The 19,529-nt window shown below is 63.6% G+C and carries 16 protein-coding genes; 11 read left to right on the top strand and 5 right to left on the bottom strand.

The annotated features are described in order from the left end of the window. Positions 1-89 precede the first annotated feature (89 nt). The 10 genes from B0G57_RS11405 (at position 90) to B0G57_RS11360 (ending at position 12,324) form a co-directional block, all read left to right on the top strand. Positions 90-1,382, top strand: coding sequence for an MFS transporter (locus B0G57_RS11405; protein WP_026230183.1), 1,293 nt, complete (start codon positions 90-92; stop codon positions 1,380-1,382). Between the two features lie 22 nt (positions 1,383-1,404). Further along, the gene (locus B0G57_RS11400) at positions 1,405-3,822 is read left to right on the top strand and encodes a glycoside hydrolase family 31 protein (protein WP_018443423.1); all 2,418 of its coding nucleotides are present in this window, start codon (positions 1,405-1,407) and stop codon (positions 3,820-3,822) included. A gap of 145 nt (positions 3,823-3,967) precedes the next feature. Then, complete coding sequence (locus tag B0G57_RS11395; protein ID WP_018443424.1) at positions 3,968-5,152, top strand: porin; 1,185 nt, start codon at positions 3,968-3,970, stop codon at positions 5,150-5,152. 79 nt (positions 5,153-5,231) lie between these two features. Beyond that, positions 5,232-6,026, top strand: coding sequence for an SDR family NAD(P)-dependent oxidoreductase (locus B0G57_RS11390; protein WP_018443425.1), 795 nt, complete (start codon positions 5,232-5,234; stop codon positions 6,024-6,026). Between the two features lie 288 nt (positions 6,027-6,314). Continuing rightward, positions 6,315-7,226, top strand: coding sequence for a ribokinase (gene rbsK, locus B0G57_RS11385; RefSeq protein ID WP_018443426.1), 912 nt, complete (start codon positions 6,315-6,317; stop codon positions 7,224-7,226). Further along, complete coding sequence (gene rbsD / locus B0G57_RS11380) at positions 7,198-7,596, top strand: D-ribose pyranase (protein WP_018443427.1); 399 nt, start codon at positions 7,198-7,200, stop codon at positions 7,594-7,596. The genes rbsK and rbsD overlap by 29 nt, the downstream gene beginning before the upstream one ends. 10 nt (positions 7,597-7,606) lie before the next feature. Beyond that, positions 7,607-9,121, top strand: a complete 1,515-nt coding sequence (locus B0G57_RS11375; protein WP_018443428.1) for a sugar ABC transporter ATP-binding protein — start codon at positions 7,607-7,609, stop codon at positions 9,119-9,121. A gap of 65 nt (positions 9,122-9,186) precedes the next feature. Beyond that, complete coding sequence (locus B0G57_RS11370; RefSeq protein WP_018443429.1) at positions 9,187-10,164, top strand: ABC transporter permease; 978 nt, start codon at positions 9,187-9,189, stop codon at positions 10,162-10,164. Between the two features lie 51 nt (positions 10,165-10,215). Beyond that, the gene (rbsB, locus tag B0G57_RS11365; protein ID WP_018443430.1) at positions 10,216-11,157 is read left to right on the top strand and encodes a ribose ABC transporter substrate-binding protein RbsB; all 942 of its coding nucleotides are present in this window, start codon (positions 10,216-10,218) and stop codon (positions 11,155-11,157) included. 141 nt (positions 11,158-11,298) lie between these two features. Then, positions 11,299-12,324 (top strand): LacI family DNA-binding transcriptional regulator, encoded by a 1,026-nt coding sequence (locus B0G57_RS11360; protein ID WP_018443431.1) that lies wholly within the window; start codon positions 11,299-11,301, stop codon positions 12,322-12,324. An 8-nt stretch (positions 12,325-12,332) separates the two neighbouring features. Here B0G57_RS11360 and pobA read toward each other — a convergent pair whose 3' ends face one another. Then, positions 12,333-13,517, bottom strand: a complete 1,185-nt coding sequence (pobA, locus tag B0G57_RS11355; RefSeq protein ID WP_018443432.1) for a 4-hydroxybenzoate 3-monooxygenase — start codon at positions 13,515-13,517, stop codon at positions 12,333-12,335. A 144-nt stretch (positions 13,518-13,661) separates the two neighbouring features. On the opposite strand from pobA, the gene B0G57_RS11350 reads away from it, so the two are divergent. Beyond that, on the top strand, positions 13,662-14,585 hold the full coding sequence (locus tag B0G57_RS11350) for a LysR family transcriptional regulator (protein ID WP_018443433.1): 924 nt from the start codon (positions 13,662-13,664) through the stop codon (positions 14,583-14,585). 105 nt (positions 14,586-14,690) lie between these two features. On the opposite strand, the gene B0G57_RS11345 is transcribed toward B0G57_RS11350, so the two are convergent. The 4 genes from B0G57_RS11345 to B0G57_RS11330 are packed head-to-tail and all read right to left on the bottom strand — an operon-like array spanning position 14,691 to position 19,505. Further along, positions 14,691-15,398, bottom strand: a complete 708-nt coding sequence (locus B0G57_RS11345) for a transcriptional regulator NanR (protein ID WP_018443434.1) — start codon at positions 15,396-15,398, stop codon at positions 14,691-14,693. Between the two features lie 54 nt (positions 15,399-15,452). Further along, the gene (gene apnL, locus B0G57_RS11340) at positions 15,453-17,330 is read right to left on the bottom strand and encodes a D-apionate lactonase (RefSeq protein WP_035469515.1); all 1,878 of its coding nucleotides are present in this window, start codon (positions 17,328-17,330) and stop codon (positions 15,453-15,455) included. Between the two features lie 5 nt (positions 17,331-17,335). After that, positions 17,336-18,436 carry a Gfo/Idh/MocA family protein gene (locus tag B0G57_RS11335; protein WP_018443436.1) on the bottom strand — a complete coding sequence of 367 codons (1,101 nt, stop codon included), beginning with the start codon at positions 18,434-18,436 and terminating at the stop codon, positions 17,336-17,338. A gap of 4 nt (positions 18,437-18,440) precedes the next feature. Next, positions 18,441-19,505, bottom strand: a complete 1,065-nt coding sequence (locus B0G57_RS11330; RefSeq protein WP_018443437.1) for an ABC transporter permease — start codon at positions 19,503-19,505, stop codon at positions 18,441-18,443. Positions 19,506-19,529: the final 24 nt, after the last annotated feature.

Below are 19,529 nucleotides of genomic sequence, written 5' to 3'. Positions count from 1 at the left end.
CGAAACCAAAATGTTCGAATTCGATCATGCGTCCGACGGCTTGCGAGCGGGTAGAGCCCGCGGGCGTACGAGAGAAGAAGGAGACGGATTTGAAGACCATCGTCGGCTTGCGCTGGTGGATCATCGCGCTCGTATGTCTCGGCACGATCATGAATTACCTGTCGCGCAACGCATTGGGCGTCATGGCGCCGCAACTGAAAACGCTGCTGCACATGAGCACGCAGCAGTATTCGTACGTCGTCGGCGCCTTTCAGGTCGGATACACGCTCATGCAGCCGATCTGCGGCTTCATCGTCGATCTGATCGGCTTGCGCATCGGCTTTGCGCTCTTTGCCGCGCTATGGTCGATCACGGGCTGTCTGCACGGGCTCGCGGGCGGATGGCTGTCGCTTGCAGGACTGCGCGGACTGATGGGGCTCACGGAGGCCGTGGCCATCCCGGCCGGCATGAAGGTCGTGGCCGAGTGGTTTCCCGATCGCGAGAAATCGGTCGCGGTCGGCTACTTCAATGCAGGCACCTCGCTCGGCTCGCTTTTGGCGCCGCCGCTCGTGATCTTCCTGTCGCTACGCTACGGCTGGCAAAGCGCATTTGCCGTCACGGGCGCGCTCGGCTTCGTCTGGGCCGCGATCTGGTTCGCGTTCTATCGCTCGCCCGGCGATCACAAGCGCATTTCGGCGAACGAACGCGCCGCCATCGTGAGCGGCCAAAGCCCGATCGCAGCGCCTGCCGGCGACGATCGCCGCATCCGTCGCGTCATTGGCACGCGCCGCTTCTGGGCGATCGCTCAAGCACGCTTTTTCGCGGAACCCGCTTGGCAGACATTCAGCTTCTGGATTCCCCTCTATCTCGCCACCGAACGACATATGGATCTGAAGGCCATCGCGCTTTTCGCATGGCTGCCGTTTCTCGCGGCCGATCTCGGCGGACTCTTCGGCGGCTATCTGTCTCCGTTCCTGATGAAGCGTCTTCGCCTGCCGCTCGTCTGGTCGCGCGTTGCCGGCGTCATCCTGGGCGCGCTGATGATGATCGGTCCCGCATGTATCGGATTGGTTCGTTCTCCTTACGAAGCGATCGCCCTCTTCTGCGTCGGCGGCTTCGCGCATCAGATGATCTCCGCGCTCGTCAACACGCTCGCCGCCGACGTCTTCGAGTCGAGCGAAGTCGGCACCGCGAGCGGCTTCGCGGGCATGGCGGCCTGGATCGGCGGACTCGGCTTTTCGCTCCTCGTGGGTCAGCTTGCCGATTCGATCGGCTACGGACCGCTCTTCGGTGCGCTCGGGGCATTCGACATCATCGGCGCGACGCTGCTCGTCGTGTTGATGCGAGGCGTCACGCGCGCGCCGCGGTCGCGGGCACCGAAACCCGACGCCCGTATCGCCTGAATTCCTTACTCATCAATATCGCATGGCCACGCTCGATCAACGTCCGCGCTTCACGCTCTCGGCGCATGCCGGCAACCCTCTCGTACTGACCGCCGCGAGCGGCTGCCGCATGGAGTGCTTCGTCCTTGCCGATGACATCATTCGCATACTCGTGCTGCCCGATGGCGAATTGCATGGCCCGCGCACCTGGGCGATCGCGCCGGGCATCGACGACGTCCCGCTCGAGGGTCGGGACCGGCGCGATCTTTCAGGGTTCGCGCAAACACAGTATTCAGTTTCGAGCGATACCGATCGTGTCGTCGTTCAAACGTCCTGCATTCGCCTGACCATCGCGCTCGATGGCGGCTATTGCGCCTGGGAGATCCTGCATGAGGGGGTGTGGCACCCCGTTTTGCGCGATCGAAAGACGCAGGCCTACAACTTCGGCTGGTGGGATTCGCGCGTCTATCACTATCTGGAGCGCCGCCAGGACGAGCTGTATGTGGGCCTCGGCGAACGCGCCGGCTCGCTCGATCGCGCGGGCCAGCGCTACGAAATGCGCAATATCGATGCGATGGGCTACAGCGCGCGCTCGACCGACCCGCTCTACAAGCACATCCCGTTCTACTTGACGTGGCAACCGAAGACGGCGACGGGCTTCGGCCTTTTCTACGACACACTTGCCGACTGTCACTTCGACATGGGCCGTGAGCTCGACAACTATCACGGGCATTATCGGCACTTCATCGCCGAGCACGGCGACCTCGACTATTACTTCATCGCCTCGCCCGCCACGCCGCTCGCGGCCGTGCGCCGCTTTACCTGGCTGACGGGGCGCCCCGCCTGGATGCCGAAGTGGGGACTCGGCTACTCCGGCTCGACGATGACCTATACCGATGCGCCCGACGCTCAACGGCGCATGAACGAATTCATCGAGCGATGTCGCGAACACGATATTCTCTGCGACTCGTTCCATCTGTCATCGGGCTACACATCGATCGGGCCCAAGCGTTATGTCTTTCACTGGAATCGCGAGAAATTTCCCGACATCGACGCGTTCGTCAGTCACTATCTCGATCACGGCGTTCGCCTTTGCGCGAACATCAAGCCATGCCTGCTGCACGATCATCCGTTCTTCGGTCAAGCCGCCGAGGCCGGACTGCTGATCCGAACGAACGCCGGCGAGCCGGCCTGGGTACAGTTCTGGGACGAGGTCGGGGCGTATCTCGACTTCACGAATCCGGCCACGATCGCGTGGTGGAAAGCGCGCGTCCAAGACGCCCTGCTCAGCCACGGCGTCGCCTCGACATGGAACGACAACAACGAGTTCGAGATCTGGACCGACGACGCGCTCGCGCACGGCAACGGCCAGCCCTACCCGGCACGCCAAGCCAAAGTCCTGCAGACGCTCTTGATGATGCGCGCATCGCGCGACGCACAGCGCGAGTACGCGCCATCCTTGCGTCCGTTCCTCGTGTCTCGCTCGGGTGGCGTGGGGATGCACCGATATGTGCAGACCTGGTCCGGCGACAACTACACGTCCTGGGAGACGCTACGCTTCAACCTCAAGATGGGCCTCGGGCTCGCGATGTCCGGCGTATCCAACAGCGGCCACGATATCGGCGGATTTTCGGGGCCGGCACCCGATCCCGAACTCTTGGCTCGCTGGGTCGCATTCGGCATTTTTCTGCCTCGATTCAGCATCCATTCATGGAATGACGACGGAACCGTCAACGAGCCGTGGATGTACCCGCAAGTGACGCCCTGCGTCGCAAGCCTCATCAAGCTGCGCTACCGTCTCATCCCCTATCTCTACGATTTGCTTTGGCAGTCGCACGACGCTTACGAGCCCGTGCTGCGTCCCATGTTCGCGGAGTTCCCCGCAGACCCGCGCTGTCTCATCGACGGCGACGACATGATGCTCGGCCCGTCGCTGCTCGTGGCGCCTGTCGTCGATCCGGGCCAAACGACGCGCGATGTCTATCTCCCGTCTGGAGTGCGCTGGTTGTCGTACTGGAGCGGCGAAGCATTCGAGGGCGGACAGACGATTCGCTTACCGGCGCCCCTCGAGAAGCCCGTCATGCTGCTTCGCGAAGGTTTCGCCGTTGCGCTCAACATCGCGGAGCAGACATTCGCGTATCGCGCGGACCGGCGCGCGTTCGCCGTGCTGCCGTTCGCCGGAACGGGCGTCGCACGCGGCGGTTCGATTGAAGACGACGGTGAGAGCGAAGCATGGCGCTCAGGCGAACAGGGGCGCTGGGAACTCACCCTGGCAAGCGAGGAAACGACGCTTCGGCTATCGGTCGTCTACACCGGCTCACACGCTAGCGCGCGAGACGAGGTCGAAGTCTGGCTGCCCGCGGCCGATGCTCGCGAGGTGCTGTGCGTGCACGGAAATCTCGCGTCCGATCGCGTGGATGCGAACTGGAGGCGTCTGACCGTTCGCGTGCCACCTCGTTGAAAGGATCGATGCGCGCCGCGGTAACGCGACGAAAAATCAAAAGCGAGACGCTCGTCGCCATGCGCGCTTACGCGTGAAGGCGCAGCGGATAACAACCCGATTCGCCCGCCCAATTCCGGGCGGCACTTGCCCCGGAGACTCTCAAGTGAACGATCGCAAGCACGCCAGGCGCCGTGCCCTCACCCTTTCATGCCTGCCGCTCGCCGGCTTGGTGTTCTCGACTGGCGCGCACGCGCAAAGCAGCGTGACGCTTTACGGCGTCGTCGATAACGCGTTCGCCTACGTCAGCAACCAGCACGGACAGTCGAACTTCTACATGAGCCAGGGCAACCTGCAGGCAAGCAAGTTCGGCCTGCTCGGTGCCGAAGACCTAGGCGGTGGGACGAAAGCGATCTTCCGGCTCGAAAACGGCTTCAACTCGCTGACCGGAGCGCTCTCGAGCTCCGGGTTGATGTTCAACCGGCAAGCCTACGTCGGATTGAGCAACGACCGATACGGAACACTGACGCTCGGCCGCCAATACACGCCTTACTTTTCGATGGTCGGTGCGCTCGGACCGACGGGTGTCCTGACCGGCGCGACGGGAGCGCATCCGGGAGACGTCGACGCGCTCGATACGACGCTGCGCTTCAACAACTCCGTCACCTATCTTTCGCCGACGATCGCCGGCTTGCAACTGAGCGCGCAGTATGCGCTTGGCGGCGTACCGGGCAGCGTGGCGACGGGCAGCAACTTCAGCGCCGCTGTCAGCTACGCGTATCAGCCGTTCGCGTTGGCGGCCGGCTACGTGAAGCTCAAGAACATTTCGACTAGCCAGGCGCTCGGCAGCTTCGCGATCAACTCGCCCGTCAACAGCGGGTACGCGACGGCCGAGAGCGTGCAGCTCTTCGCCGCGGCGGCGCGCTATACGCTGAAAAACTGGATGGTCGGCCTCAACTACTCGAATGTGCTGTATGCGCCGGGCACCGGATCGCTCTTCACGAATGAAGCCGTGTTCAACAACTATGGCGTCATCACGACGTACCGCTTCACGCCAGCTCTCATCGTGGCTGCCGGCTACAGCTATACGCGCGCGAGCAAATCGAACGGCATTGGCGATCCCGCGCGCTACCATCAAGTGTCGCTCGAGCAGGCCTACAGCCTCTCGACTCGTACCACGATCTACTTGCTCGAGGCGTACCAGATCGCGCGCGGGAGGACGCTCGTCAGCGCGGGCACGGGGACGAGCATCATCGATGCGGTAGCCGTGGTTGGCGATTCGCAGAATACAACGCCGTCCTCGGGACGCTCGCAGTTCGTCGGCATGGTCGGCTTGCGCCACGCATTCTGATCGCGTTCGAGCGGACGACACGTTTCGCGCGAAGCGCTTAAGATTGGGCGTTGCCGTGCCCAACTCAAGGAGACTTCGCGTGAAAATCGATCTTTCCGGTAAGACAGCGTTAGTCACCGCCTCCACGGGCGGCATAGGTTTTGCGATTGCGAAGGGACTCGCCGAAAGTGGTGCGGCCGTCGTATTGAACGGCCGCAGCGACGCCAGCTTGACGAAGGCCGGCGAGAAACTGCGCTCGGCCGTACCGTCCGCGCAGTGGCGCGGCATCGCCGCCGATCTCGGCGATGCCGCCGGCGCGCAGAAGCTGCTGGGCGAACTGCCGCCGGTCGACATCCTCGTCAACAACGCGGGCATCTTCGAGCCACAGGACTTCTTCGATGCCGATGACGACGTCTGGGAACGGCACTGGCAGACTAATGTCATGTCCGGCGTGCGGCTCTCGCGCGCGTTGCTGCCCGACATGGTCAAGCGCTGCTGGGGCCGCGTCGTGTTCATTTCTTCCGAATCCGCGCGCAACATCCCCGCGGACATGGTCCACTACGGCGTATCGAAGACAGCCCAGCTCGCCATCGCGCGCGGGCTCGCAAAGCGCGTCGCCGGCACCGGCGTGACGGTCAACTCCGTGCTCCCGGGGCCGACCCTATCCGACGGCTTCGCCGAAATGATGAAAGACGAAATGGCGAAGACGGGCAAGACTCTGGAGCAGATCGGCAAGGAATTCGTCATGGCGCATCGCGCAAGCTCGGTCATCCAGCGCGCGGCCACCGTCGACGAAGTCGCGAACATGGTCGTCTATGTTTCTTCACCGCAAGCTTCGGCGACTTCGGGCGCGGCGCTGCGCGTCGACGGTGGAGTCGTCGACGACATCGTCTGACGGCTGTGTCGATCGCCGCTATCGCACAACGCTGACTTTCGGAACTGTTTAGCGTCGCCGCGCGCACACCCGCTTGCCCCCCCGGGGTGCGAACCCGGCTCCTCCTCAACGTTGCATTGGCGTCGTGCATTGAGCCTTGCGATTCATCGCGCATCGCCTCTCGGGTAATTCCCTAATGTGACTTCGTCGCACGACTCTGGTATAAAACGACCTCACGCTGATTACGTTTTAGCAGTCATAAAACCGATGCTTGCAAGAGGCCGGCATCGAGGCGCATAAGGAGCCGCGATGGCGCGCGTTGTGGTGGTGGGCAGCATCAACATGGATCTCGTAACGGAAACGGACCAGTTTCCGCGGCTCGGCGAGACTTTGTTCGGCAAGCGCTTCGCGCAATACCCGGGCGGCAAAGGCGCGAACCAGGCGGTCGCGGCCGCGCGTCTCGGCGCCGAGGTCACGATGATCGGCTGTGTCGGCGCTGACGCGTTCGGCCAGCAGATGAAGGCCATCCTCGCGCGCGAAGGCGTCGATACGCGCTGGGTCTCGACCGGTCGTGAGGCAACGGGAATCGCCGCGATCACGCTCTCGGCCGGCGACAACGCGATCGTCGTCGTGCCCGGGGCCAATCACGAGTTGTCGGCCGCCGATATCGACCGCGCCGAGCAAGCGTTTCGCGATGCCGACGTCGTCCTTGCCCAGCTCGAAATACCGTTCGCTACCGTATGCCACGCCGCGCGTGTGGCGCGCGCGCACGGCAAGCCGTTTTTTCTGAATCCCGCACCCGCGGTCGCACTGCCCGACGAACTGCTCGATCTGACTACGCTCATTACGCCGAACGAGCATGAACTCGCCACTGCTTTACAGACTCCCGGCGTGGACTGGCGCGCGATCCTGCAACGCATGCCGGGCCGCATTGCGATGACACTCGGTAAGGAAGGCGCGTACTACGCCACGCCCGACGGCCAGCTCGTGCACCAGCCCGGTTTTGCGGTAAACGCCGTCGATACGACCGGTGCCGGCGATACGTTCAACGGCGCGCTCGCTTCGTTCTGGCATCTCGGCATGGCCGAGGCGATACGACGCGCGAACGCGGCGGGCGCCCTCTCCGTCACGCGCCCCGGCGCACAAGGCGGCATGCCGACGCTGGCCGAGCTCGAACGATTCAAATCCAACCATGAAAAAACTCGGACACCTGAACCGTGACATCGCTCGCGTGCTCGCCGGCATGGGGCACACCGACAGCCTCGTGATCGCCGATTGCGGGTTGCCGATTCCCGATGGCGTCGAATGCATCGACGTATCGCTGAAGATCGGCATGCCGGGCTTCTCCGATGTCCTCGATACGGTCCTCGCCGACTTTAAAGTCGAGCGCGCGGTCTTTGCGACCGAGAGCCTTACGCAGAACGCAGCCATCTCGAGCCGCGCCGAGCAATTCGCCAACACGGGCGTCGGCGTCGAATACGTCGCGCACGACGAGTTCAAGCGCCTGACGAAACGCGCGAAAGTCGTCATTCGCACCGGCGAGTGCAGCCCCTACGCGAATGTAATCCTGCATTCGGGCGTGATCTTCTGAGGGACGTGCAATGCAAGTCACCTTGCGCGGCATCAGCAAGGCGTTCGGGCCTGTGCGCGTGCTCGAGCACGTCGATTTTGAACTCGGCGCGGGAGAGATTCACGCGCTGATGGGTGAGAACGGCGCCGGCAAATCGACGCTGATGAAAATCCTGTGCGGCGTCTATCAGGCCGATGCGGGCAGCATCGCCATCGACGGCAAGCCTGCGCGCATTCGCGATACCGCCGACGCCGAGCGCCTCGGGATCGCGATCATCCATCAGGAGCTGAACCTGATTCCGCAGCTCACGGTCATGGAGAACATGTTTCTCGGCCGGGAGCCGCACCGCTTCGGCATCGTCGATGCGGGCGCGTTGTGGAGCGAGGCGCGGCGCTGGCTCGACGTGCTCGGCGCCGCCAGCATCGATCCGCAAGCGGAGGCCGGGCAGCTGTCGATCGGTCAGCAGCAGATGGTCGAGATCGCGAAGGCCCTCTCGCTCGACGCGCGCGTGCTCGTCATGGACGAACCGACCGCGGCGCTGACCGATCGCGAGATCGAGGCACTCTTCGCCGTCATGCGAGACCTCAAGGCGCGAGGCGTCGCGATCGTCTACGTCTCGCATCGGATGGAAGAGATTTTTCGCATTTGCGACAAGCTGAGCGTGCTGCGCGACGGCAAGTTCGTGGGCGTTCGCGCGATCTCGAGCACCGACTTCGACGAAGTCGTGCGCATGATGGTCGGCCGCGAAATCGGCGAGCGCTTCCCTCGCCGCGACAGCAGGCGCGGCGATGTGCGCCTCGAAGTGTCGGGTCTCGCCGACGACGGCCGTATCTCGGGCGTTTCATTCGACGTGCGCGCCGGAGAAGTGCTCGGCATCGCCGGCCTGATGGGCGCCGGCCGCAGCGAGATCCTCGAGACCCTGTTCGGTGCGCGCAAAAAGACCGCCGGGCAGGTTTTGCTCGACGGCCGCGCACTGGACGTCCGCGACCCATCCGATGCGATCGACGCCGGCATCGGCTTCGTCACTGAAGATCGCAAGAGCCGAGGCCTCGTGCTCGGCATGTCGGTGCGCGAAAACGCGACGCTCGTTCATCTCTCGCGCTACGCGCGCTTTGGCATCGTCGACGATGCAGCCGAACGCGCCGCCGTGGCGAAACTGATCGAGCAGTTGCGCATTCGCACGCGCGACGCGGAGCTCGACGTCAAGGCGCTTTCGGGCGGCAACCAGCAAAAGGTCGTCTTCGCCAAATGGCTCGCCAACCCGCCGAAGGTTCTTCTGCTCGACGAGCCCACGCGCGGCGTCGACGTCGGCGGCAAAGCCGAGATCTATCACATCGTCAACCGGCTCGCGGCACTCGGCGTGGCCGTCGTGATGGTGTCGTCGGAATTGCCGGAGGTGCTGGCGATGAGCGATCGCATCCTCGTCATGCATCAAGGCCGACCGGCGGGAATCTTCGACGCGAAACTCGCAACGCAGGAATCGATCATGACGGCCGCCACGGGCGGTACCGTGCTTGAGCGAGCCGTCGTCTCGACGGCGTCGTGACACGCGTTGTCGGCGTTGGTGCCTGTGTTCACGCTGTTGTTCGTTAAACCGGCGGCGGCCGCCGCTTGAAACTGAGTACCGGAATCGTGCAATCCATCCTCACGCCCACCAACAAGGCCACGCTCCAAAAGCTAGGGCCGTTCATCGCGCTTGTCATCGTCGCGCTCGCCCTGTCGCTGACGAGCACCGATTTTCTGACCGTCGGCAATCTGCTCAATGTAATGCGGCAGGCGTCGATCAACGCGCTGATCGGCTTCGGCATGACGCTCGTGATCCTGCTCGGCGGCATCGATCTGTCGGTTGGCTCGATCCTCGCGCTGTCGTCTGTCGTCATCGCGAGCCTCATGCAGGCGGGCACCGCACCCGCGCTCGCGACGCTCGCTGGCATAGCGGCCGGTGGCCTCATGGGTCTCATCAACGGCTTAGTGATCAGCAAGGGTAAGGTTGCACCCTTCATCGCGACGCTCGGCTCGATGACAGTGCTGCGCGGCGCCGCGCTCGTGGTCTCCAATGGCAGCCCGATCAGCGACTTCCATAGCGATTTCTTTTCGATGCTAGGTGGCGGCTACGTCGCCGGCCTGCTTCCGGTCCCCGTCGTCCTGATGCTGATCATGTTCGGTGGATTCTGGTTCCTGCTGAGAAAAACCGTGTTCGGCCGCCACGTCTACGCAACGGGCGGCAATGCCGATTCGGCGCGGCTCTCGGGCGTGAAGGTCGATCGCATTCAGCTCTGGGTCTACACGATTTCCGGCGTCATGTCGGCCATCGCCGGCGTGGTGCTGACCTCGCGCCTGAACTCGGCGCAACCGACGGCAGGCACGGGCTATGAGCTCGACGCGATCGCAGCGGTCGTGCTCGGCGGCACGAGCCTCACCGGTGGCCGCGGCTGGATTTTCGGCACGCTCGTCGGCGCGCTTTTGATCGGCGTACTCAACAACGGCCTCAACCTGCTCGATGTCTCATCGTTCTATCAGCAAGTCGTCAAAGGCGGCGTGATTTTGTTGGCAGTCCTTATCGATCGCGCGAACAAAAAATCGTCGTAAATCGACAAACATGTACTCAACACTTCTTATTCGAAAACCAGGAGATAACTGATGCAACGGATCATTTCGCCCCTCGTCGCGAGCCTCCTCGTGCTCGGCATCGCCGCCTGCTCGAAACAGGGACCCGACACGACCGCCGCGTCGGCCGCCGCCCCGGCATCGGGCGCCGCCGCCAGCGCGGTCACGGTGGGCTTGTCGGTCTCGACGCTCAACAATCCGTTCTTCGTCTCGCTGAGGAAAGGCGCCGAAGACGAAGCGAACAAGGAAGGCGTCACGCTGATCACGGTCGATGCGCAGAACGATCCGGCCAAGCAGCAGGCAAGCGTCGAAGATCTGATTCAAAAAAAGGTCAGCGTCATCCTGATCAACCCCACTGATTCGTCGGCCGTCGCCAATGTCGTCAAGGAGGCTACCGACAAAGGCATCAAAGTCGTATCGCTCGATCGCAGCGTGAACGGTGCCGAAGTCAGCTCGCACATCGCGTCCGACAACGCAGCGGGCGGCAAGATGGCGGCCGAGTTCATGCTGCAGAAGCTCGGCGGCAAGGGCAACGTCGTCGAGTTGCAGGGCATCCCGGGCTCCTCGGCGGCGCGCGAGCGCGGCGACGGTTTCGATAAATCGATCGAGTCGGACAATGGGGTGAAGATCGTCACGAAGCAGCCGGCCGATTTCGATCGCGCGAAAGGCCTTTCCGTGATGGAAAACATCATCCAAGGCAACAAGGACATTCAGGGCGTGTTCGCCCAGAACGACGAAATGGCGCTCGGCGCGGTGAAAGCGATCCAAGCCGCCGGGCTCAAGAACATCATCGTCGTCGGGTTCGACGCGACCGATGACGCGATGGCCGCCGTCAAGGCCGGCACGATGACGGCAACCGTCCAGCAGCAGCCGGAGCTCATCGGCCAATACGGCGTGCAGACGGCAATGAAGCTGGCGCAAGGCCAGCCGGTCGACAAGCTCATCCACGTTCCGCTCAATCTTTACAAGCAGTAAGCGCTCGTTGGCCGAACGCCGTCGGCACGATGTGCGCACGTAGTACGATTGGGCACTAGCACCGTGCGGGTATCAACATCGACGCACGGGCAAAAGCGCCGTCGGCCTCGGCCGACGGCGGCCCCTCGAGGACAAGCCAACGTGACTCAGTTCGAGCGCCTCACCATCGACGACATTGCCCGGCTCGCAAACGTCTCTCGGACGACGGCGAGCATGGTGCTCAACGGTTATGCCGAACGCTACCGGATCTCGCCGGCGACGGTCGAGCGCGTGCTGCGAGTGGCCAAGGAACATCACTTCACACCCTCGCAATCGGCTCGAGCGCTGCGCTCGCGGCGCAGCAACACGATCGGCCTCGTGATTCCGGACCTCACGAACTCGACCCATGCGGCGCTCGCTCAAGCGATGGAGACGCTGTGCCGAGACGAATACGGCTATCAGCTCGTCGTCGTGACGAGCGACGAGGATCCCGCGCGCGAAACCGAAGGGATCGCGCATCTCGTCTCGCATCAGGTCGACGGCATGATCGTGGTGCCCTGCACGGCCGACCCGAAGCGCTATCTAAAATGGACCAAGCGCCTTCCGCTCGTGTTCGCGGACCGGCGCGTCGACGAGACGGGCATTCCCTACGTCGTGACCGATGCCACGGAGACGGTCGCCATGCTGATCGGCGATGCGCTCGCACAAGGCGCGCGCGAGGTGGTCTACTTCGGTGGTCAGCCCGAGTTATCGGCGAGCCGGGACCGACTGGCGGGTTTCCGGCTGGCGCTGGCGTCGCACGGCCTGGCCGAACGGGAAGATTGGGTCTTCGAGCGCGACTATCATCGCGAATCCGGGCGGGTACTGATGGAGGCCTGGTTTGCAGCTCATGGGCGCTATCCCGAGGTGCTGTTCGCCGGCTCGATCACGCTGCTCGAAGGCGCGCTGTCGTTCATCAACAACGCGCATAAGCTTGGCCAGGCCCCCGGCCGCCTGATGACATTCGACGATCATCAATTGCTCGATTGCCTGCCGCTCACCATCGATGCGATCGTGCAGGATAGCCGCGAACTCGCGGCTCAAAGCTTGCAACGCGTAATCGGGATGCTGGAAGGCGATCCAAAGCCTCAGTCCCTCTTGGTGCCCGCCAACATCCACTATCGACATCCGCGCGCCCGCGCGAAGTGAAGTCGCAGTCAGCCCGCCTCCGCAAACGGCAGTCCGACGTAGTTCTCGGCAAGCGACTGCGCCGCGGCGTTCGAGGTCGTGACGTACTTCAGCTCCGACATTTTCAATCGATTGACGAAGCTCGTCTCGTCGGGCGACGGGTGGAGCATATTCGTCATGAAGTATGAGAAATGCTCGGCTCGCCATACCCGCTCCAGGCAGGTCGTCGAATAGCCTTCGAGCAGGTCCACCCTGCCGTCCCGATAGCGGGCGGCGAGCGCCCGCGATAGCGTGCGGACGTCGGCTACCGCCAGGTTCATCCCTTTGGCACCCGTGGGCGGCACGATATGCGCGGCATCGCCCGCGAGAAAGAGCCGTCCGTATTGCATCGGCTCGGCCACGAAGCTGCGCATCGGCGTGACGCTCTTCTGCGTGATCGACCCTTCGTTGGGCGTCCACCCTTCGTCGTTTTCGAAGCGAGTATGCAGCTCCGCCCAGATGCGCCCATCGGACCATTCCGCGAGATTCTCGTCAGGGCGACACTGCAGATAGAGGCGCGTGACGCTCGGCGAACGCATGCTGAAAAGCGCAAAACCGCGCTCATGGTGCGCATAGACGAGCTCGTCGGCCGACGGCGTCGCATCGGCAAGAATGCCGAGCCATGCGTAGGGATAAACACGCTCGTAAGTGCGCAGAACGTCGGCCGGAATCGACGCACGCGAAACGCCGTGAAAACCGTCGCATCCCGCGATGTAATCGCAATCGATGCGGATGCGCTCGCCTCGATGAACGAGTTCTACATAGGGCTGATCGCTTCGAATGTCATGCAATAACACATTCGCAACGTCGAAAAGAACGGGCTGCTCGTGATCGATCGCCGCCGCGATCAGATCGCGCACGACCTCATGCTGGCTGTACACGGTAATCGACCGGCCCCCCGTCAAGTGGGTCATGTCGATGCGATGGCGCCTGCGCTCGAACAGCAGCTCGATTCCATGATGGACGAGCCCCTCTCGCTGCATGCGCGCGCCGAGTCCGCTCTCGACGAGCGTATCGACCGTGCCCTGCTCGAGCACGCCGGCGCGGATGCGGTTCTCGCAGTATTCGCGCGAGCGGGTCTCGACGACGACCGAGTCGATCCCCTGCAAGCGCAAGAGATGAGAAAGAAGCAGGCCCGCCGGCCCGGCGCCGACGATCGCCACTTGAGTCTTCATGGATGTCCCCTCTGTATCTCTACTTCGAAAGATTGGCTGAGGGGAATTCTCGGGCGCCCCCTAATATACGGCAACGCGATTTTGCGCATACCCTGTATACGTCATTTCGATAAAGGTGCGGGGCCCGAGGGGGCCCGAAGAGTGATGCAGGATCTCGACTTGAATTTGATTCCCTATCTCGTGGCGATGGAGGAGGCGCGCAACGTCAGCCGCGCGGCGCAGATGCTCGGCGTGAGCCAGCCGCGCGTATCGACGGCGCTGGCGCGACTGCGCGATTATTTCGGCGATCCGTTGTTCGTACGGACTTCACGCGGCATGGAGCCGACGCCGCGCGCCCTGTCGTTGATTCCATCGGCACGCGAGGCGTTGGGACATATTCAACGCGGTGTGCTCGATACGCAGCAGTTCGACCCGGGCACGACGACCCGCACGTTTTCGATTGCGCTCTCCGATGTAGGTGAGATCGTCTTTCTACCGCGGCTCTTGCAAGTCTTGGCCCAACGCGCGCCGCATGCGAATTTGCGCTCTCTTTCTTTGCCGCCGGCCGAGCTCGAACGCGGGCTCGCGGCCGGCGAAATCGATCTGGCGATCGGCTATTTTCCCGATTTATCAGGCAACAACTTCTTTCAGCAGCGTCTTTTCTCGCATCGGTTCATCTGCTTGATGCGCAACGGCCACCCGCTTGCCAAGCGGTCGCTGACGCTCGAGGCGTTCCTGCGATGCGGCCATGCCGTGGTGCGCGCGGAGGGCCGCAGTCAGGAGGTGCTCGAAAAGTATCTGGAAAAGCACCGAACCCATCGGCGCGCCGTGCTCGAGACCTCTCACTTCATGAGCCTGCCGTTCATCCTCTCGCGAACCGATCTGATCGCGACGGTGCCTCACGCGATAGGGTTCGCCTACGCGGCCGAGCACGCTTCCATCACACTTGCCGAGCCGCCGCTCGCGTTGCCGCGCTTCGACCTCAAGCAGCACTGGCATCGCAAATTTCATAACGATGCAAGGACAATATGGCTCCGTGGCATCGTTGCGGAACTGTTCAACGACGAGCACGACGAGTGGCCCCGTTGAGAGGCTGTACGAACCGGAGGGAGTAGCCGCCTCCACGCTGCGAATCGCGCGGGCTGACAAGCGCGGTCGTGGTGCCCTTCGTTTTCGCCACTCACCTCGCTCCGCTCAACTCTTCATCAACGTGCGATAAAGATCGTTGGCCCGGCTCAGATGCGCATGCATGGCTTGCGCAGCGGCGTCGCCGTCGCCCGAGGCGATCGCTTCCGTGATGCGCTCATGCTCGGCGAGCGTCAGCGCTTCCGCGCCCGGCGCGCGAACCATCGGCCGGTAGTAGTCGGAAGCCCAACGGAAAATCGACTCGACGATCGCCGGGAAAATCGGATTGCCCGTGATTTGCGCAATCTCGCGGTGAAAGGCCATATCGCGCTCGAGAAACTCTTCGAGGTTGACCATCGATGCGCGTTGCTGCTCGACTCTGAGGCGCAGCCGCGCCGCATCTTCCTTCGTCGCGCGCTCGGCGGCCATCCGTGCGGTGCCTGCCTCGAGAAAGAGCCGCGCCGATTTCAAATGCTCGAGCATGTCGGGCTGCGTGCGCAACAGATGCATCGCGCCGCTGGCAATCTGCGCGATCAATCCATCGGCCGTCGGCACGACGACGCGCGCTCGCTCGCCATGCACGATCTCCACGATGCCCGAGCGCTCGAGCGTTTGCAGCGCCTCGCGGATCGCCGGACGACCAACACCGTACATCTCCATCAACTCGCGCTCCGACGGCAGATGCGCGCCCGGTGGAATCTCGCCATTACGGATGCGCTCCATCAGACGGTCGAGCACTTCCTGATAGAGCTTGCGACGAGGAATGATTTCTGGCATCGAGAACAGAGGCAAAAAACTGGTCTGATGACCATATCATGAAGCGGGTCGTTTTTAAAGCGCGCGGTCCGCGAAGCCCGCTGTATCAAGCGCCACGGAGCGCAGGCCAAACGGGTCGAGCGTTGCGATCGTTCGTTCTCCTATCGATACGCGTTGGATATCCGGCGTCAGGTTGACGAGGGCCAGTTCCAGCGCGCCGGCGTCCGTCACGGCGCCGAACGCCGCGACCTGCCCGGGCCGGCTCGAGCGGCACGGGACCCGAGGACGACGCGCCATCCGCGCGACGATGGCGGCGACATCGAACATCGGATACCGCTCACCTGAAACGTCCATGACGCCGCGCGGCCCGACGAGCGCCCCGAGCGTCAGGCATTCGACGCGCGCGCCCGCGAGCGCCGCGACATAGCCCCCTAGCCACGCCGCCCCGTAGCGTGCGCGCTGCCGCGGGTCCGCTTCGGCCATCGCCACGCGCTCCCGATGCGGATTCGGCATGACGCGCGAACCGTAGGGGTTTTGCCGCATGCCAATCGAAATCGGCCCGATGGCATACGGTTGGTCGCCGATGAAAGCGCGGCACGATCGCGTGATGTACGGGATGGCCTCGAGCGTCTCCATCACGCTGCGATCGTCGGCCGCGTGCACGATCGGGCAAGTGGCATGCGTCACGAAATCGACCATCCGCAGCGGCGGACGCTTTCGATTGAGCTCCGTGAAGTAGCTGAGCATGCCTCCACCGAGACGTAGGCCGGGCAGCGCATGCCGTGCCGCGCGGTAGACTTCGTCGAGCGGCGGACACGGCGGACTCGCGCTGCCGGGCGGATTCGATTGGCGATGCACGGCAGGACTCACGACGACAGCCGCCAAATCGAGCTTTGCTTCTCGAATCTGCGCCGCGACGCGCGCGAATTCCTCCGCCGGTGCGCCCTGCCCAGGCAGCGCGAGCTCGAGCGTCGCCGCAATGCCGCTCGCGCGCCGCAATTCGGCGTAGCGTCGCAACTCTTGCGCGCCGTGGCCCGCGAGCGGATCGAAGTGCAGCGTCAGCCGTCGCGGGGCCAGGGCCAGCAGCGCGTCCAGATTGGCGCGTACGGCTTCAATTTCCGCTGGGGCGACCGCGATGCCGAGCTCGGGCATCGGCTCTTCGCTGCATAGCGCGTCGATGTCGACCGCGACCATCGCGTCGTCGGTCTGCTCATTCCTCTGCCCGCTCTGTGCACTTGCATGCGCCGGCAGGGCGATCGTCACCGCGACCGCCTGTTCGCTCGTCTCGCCGGCACGGATCGTGTAAGGCCAAGGCAACGCCAGCGGGCGCGAATAGGTCTTGAACGAGGCGTCCGACCAGTTGCGCTGGTCTTCCATCTCGAACACGTCGCCGGTCAGCCCGCAGCGCACCCACCATCCCATCGGCGTTTGGTAAGCGATCGCGCGAATATCCATGAACGGTTGCCACGGATCGATCGTCTCGGGGAAATGTGCGACCTCGACCGTGCCGTCGCCGTGCTCGACGCGAGCCGGCGCGCCGGCCACGCCGGCGATCGGATGGAGCACGCAAAAGCCGCAGCGCGCGGCGATGAAATCGGTCAGTGCCGTGCACGTCGCCCGACATTCGAGGCCGTGTTCGGCGTCGCAGTCGATCGCGATCTCGAAGCGCAACGCGTGTCCGTCCGGATTCGTGCAACGGGCGCTGTACGAGAGACGAAAGCCCCCGTCGCGTTCGTCGATCCGCTGATCGCTGATTTCGGGCCGACAGGTACCCCAATCCTTGTCGCGTACGAGGTAGGCGATCGCCCGGATCACTTCGACGCCGTCGTACCGGATGTCGCGCAACGCACCGTCGATCAACGAGGCCGACCAAAGTCCCGCGTGCAGTCGGCGTAAAGTCGGCTCGACCTGCTCCGTACCGTACAAACCCAACATGTCGGATGCAGTGATCATTCGTGTCACGCCTCTACGGAGTTGAGCGCTGCATCGGCGGCGGGAGCCGGCGCCCCAAGCACGACCCCCTGCCCCGTTTCCGCCGATCGGTAAGTGGCGTCGACCAACGCGAGCGTCTTCAAATTGTCCCGCCCCGACGTCGATGGCTCGATCCGCTTCGTCAGGCAGTCGATCCAATGGGACTGAATGCCGACGACGCTATCCTGAATCGCATGCCACGGCGCCTCGGACCACGGATAGACCGTCGGCGCAGCGAGCTCCTCGCGGGTACCCCGGCGGCCATGAACCTGCAACCGGTAATCGGCGAAAAGCCGCAGCGTCCCCTCTGAACCGTCCACCTCGACGAGCGTCTGCGGGAAACGCTCCTGCGGCAGCCGCGTCGCATAGCTGCAATCGACAATGCTCGTCGCGCCAGCAACGTGCTGAAGAAGGATCGTCGCCACGTCTTCGCCCGCGATGTCGGGATTCACACGCGCAGTCGTCGCCGAGAGCCGCTGGACATCGCTGAACAGATATCGCGCGATATCGAGCACGTGAATGCCAAGGTCCTCGACGATAAAGCGCGGATTGCGCGCGAGGTATGGCTGGCCGCTGAATACATCGAACGCTGAGCGAAACGATATGCGGCCCCAGAACGGTGTTCCGATCTCGCCTTCGGCCAGCACGCGGCCGACCGCGCGGATGGCGCGCTGCCAACGGAAGTTTTCGTGCACCATCAACGGCACATCCGCCTGCCGGCAAACGGCGACCATCGCCTCCGCATCGTTCATCGACAAGGCAAATGGCTTCTGACAGATCACGGCCACGCGGTGCCTCGCCGCGAGCTCGACGAGCGCGCGATGGCTCGGCGCCGTCGTGGCGATGTCGACGAAATCGAGCCGCTCGCTCTCGAGCAGCGCGGCCGCATCGCCGTAGAGCCGTTCGATCCCGAACGCCGCGCCCGCCATGCGCAGCCGCTCCTCGTTCGCATCGCAAAGCGCCACGATTTCGACGCCATCGATTTCCCGCCATCCCTGCAGATGGTTGCGCGAAAAAAAGCCACAGCCGATCAGTGCCCCTCGGATCTTGCCGACAGCCGCGTGCACATTCACCGAAGCATCCGTCATGGGTTCAGCCTCCCGAAGCCGCTTGTCGTTGCAATGCGAAGCGATGCTGGACGCGTCGCTGGATCTGGTCCACGACGACGGCGGCAATGATCACCACGCCTTTCACCACGGTTTGCCAGAACGCACTGACGCCCATCATGACGAGCCCGTCGGACAGGATGCCGATGACGAACGCCCCGACGATCGTCCCACCGATCTTGCCGCGTCCACCCGACATCGACGTGCCGCCGAGCACGGCCGCGGCGATCGCGTTGAGCTCGAACGTCTCGCCGCTCATTGGATGCGAAGCGACGAGCTCGGACGAAATGATCAGCCCGACGATCGACGCGCAAAAACCCGAAAACATGTAGACGATCATCTTGACCCGATTCACGCGCACGCCCGAGAGCTGGGCTGCCCGCTCGTTGCTGCCGATCGCGTAGATCTGCCGTCCGAGCGGCGTGCGCGCGGCGACATAGGCGGCGATGACGCCGATGATCGCCAACAGCCAGACGGTAAGCGGCACGCCGAGGACCGAAGCACTGCCGAGCAGCGGAAACCCGGTCGTGCCGTAAGCGGGATTGCCGGCCAGGTTCGGGAAGGTTTCGCCGTCCGAAGACAGCAACGCCGCGCCGCGGGCGACATAAAGCGTGCCGAGTGTCGCGATGAACGGCGCCACGTTGAGCCGCGTAATCAGCAAGCCGTTGATGGCTCCGACCGCGACGCCGACGGCCAATGCGGCGACGATCACCATCGGCACGCTGAGGTAGAGCGTGTATGCGCCCAACGGGATGCCATGCAAAATCAGTCCGCCCGCCACCATCCCCGAGAGCCCGACGACCGAGCCGACCGACAAGTCGATGCCGCCCGCGACGATGACGAACGTCATGCCGATCGCGAGAAACGCGTTGAGCGCGACGTGTCTCGACATGATGAGCAGGTTCTCGATGTTGAGAAAATTCGTGGCGGCGAAGGAGAAGAAGATCACCACGGCGAAGAGCGCAATGAACGTACGCAGCTTCAGCAACAGCAGCAACGGCGCTTCTCCGACCGTCCACGTCGAGCTCGTTTGCTTGACGACAGCCGTCATTTCGATGTCTCCAATGTTATGAGT

It is taken from the genome of Trinickia symbiotica, assembly GCF_002934455.1.
Taxonomy (GTDB): Bacteria; Pseudomonadota; Gammaproteobacteria; order Burkholderiales; family Burkholderiaceae; genus Trinickia; species Trinickia symbiotica.
Note: the sequence above shows the minus strand (reverse complement) of the source record. Positions and strands in the feature narration are given on the sequence as shown.

Coding starts and splice junctions, on each gene's coding strand:
- B0G57_RS11350 (WP_018443433.1), top strand. CDS start 13,662: ATGCAGGATCTCGACTTGAATTTGATTCCCTATCTCGTGGCGATGGAG.
- B0G57_RS11345 (WP_018443434.1), bottom strand. CDS start 15,398: ATGCCAGAAATCATTCCTCGTCGCAAGCTCTATCAGGAAGTGCTCGAC.
- B0G57_RS11330 (WP_018443437.1), bottom strand. CDS start 19,505: ATGACGGCTGTCGTCAAGCAAACGAGCTCGACGTGGACGGTCGGAGAA.
- apnL (WP_035469515.1), bottom strand. CDS start 17,330: ATGATCACTGCATCCGACATGTTGGGTTTGTACGGTACGGAGCAGGTC.
- pobA (WP_018443432.1), bottom strand. CDS start 13,517: ATGAAGACTCAAGTGGCGATCGTCGGCGCCGGGCCGGCGGGCCTGCTT.
- B0G57_RS11335 (WP_018443436.1), bottom strand. CDS start 18,436: ATGACGGATGCTTCGGTGAATGTGCACGCGGCTGTCGGCAAGATCCGA.
- B0G57_RS11375 (WP_018443428.1), top strand. CDS start 7,607: ATGCAAGTCACCTTGCGCGGCATCAGCAAGGCGTTCGGGCCTGTGCGC.
- rbsD (WP_018443427.1), top strand. CDS start 7,198: ATGAAAAAACTCGGACACCTGAACCGTGACATCGCTCGCGTGCTCGCC.
- rbsB (WP_018443430.1), top strand. CDS start 10,216: ATGCAACGGATCATTTCGCCCCTCGTCGCGAGCCTCCTCGTGCTCGGC.
- B0G57_RS11400 (WP_018443423.1), top strand. CDS start 1,405: ATGGCCACGCTCGATCAACGTCCGCGCTTCACGCTCTCGGCGCATGCC.
- rbsK (WP_018443426.1), top strand. CDS start 6,315: ATGGCGCGCGTTGTGGTGGTGGGCAGCATCAACATGGATCTCGTAACG.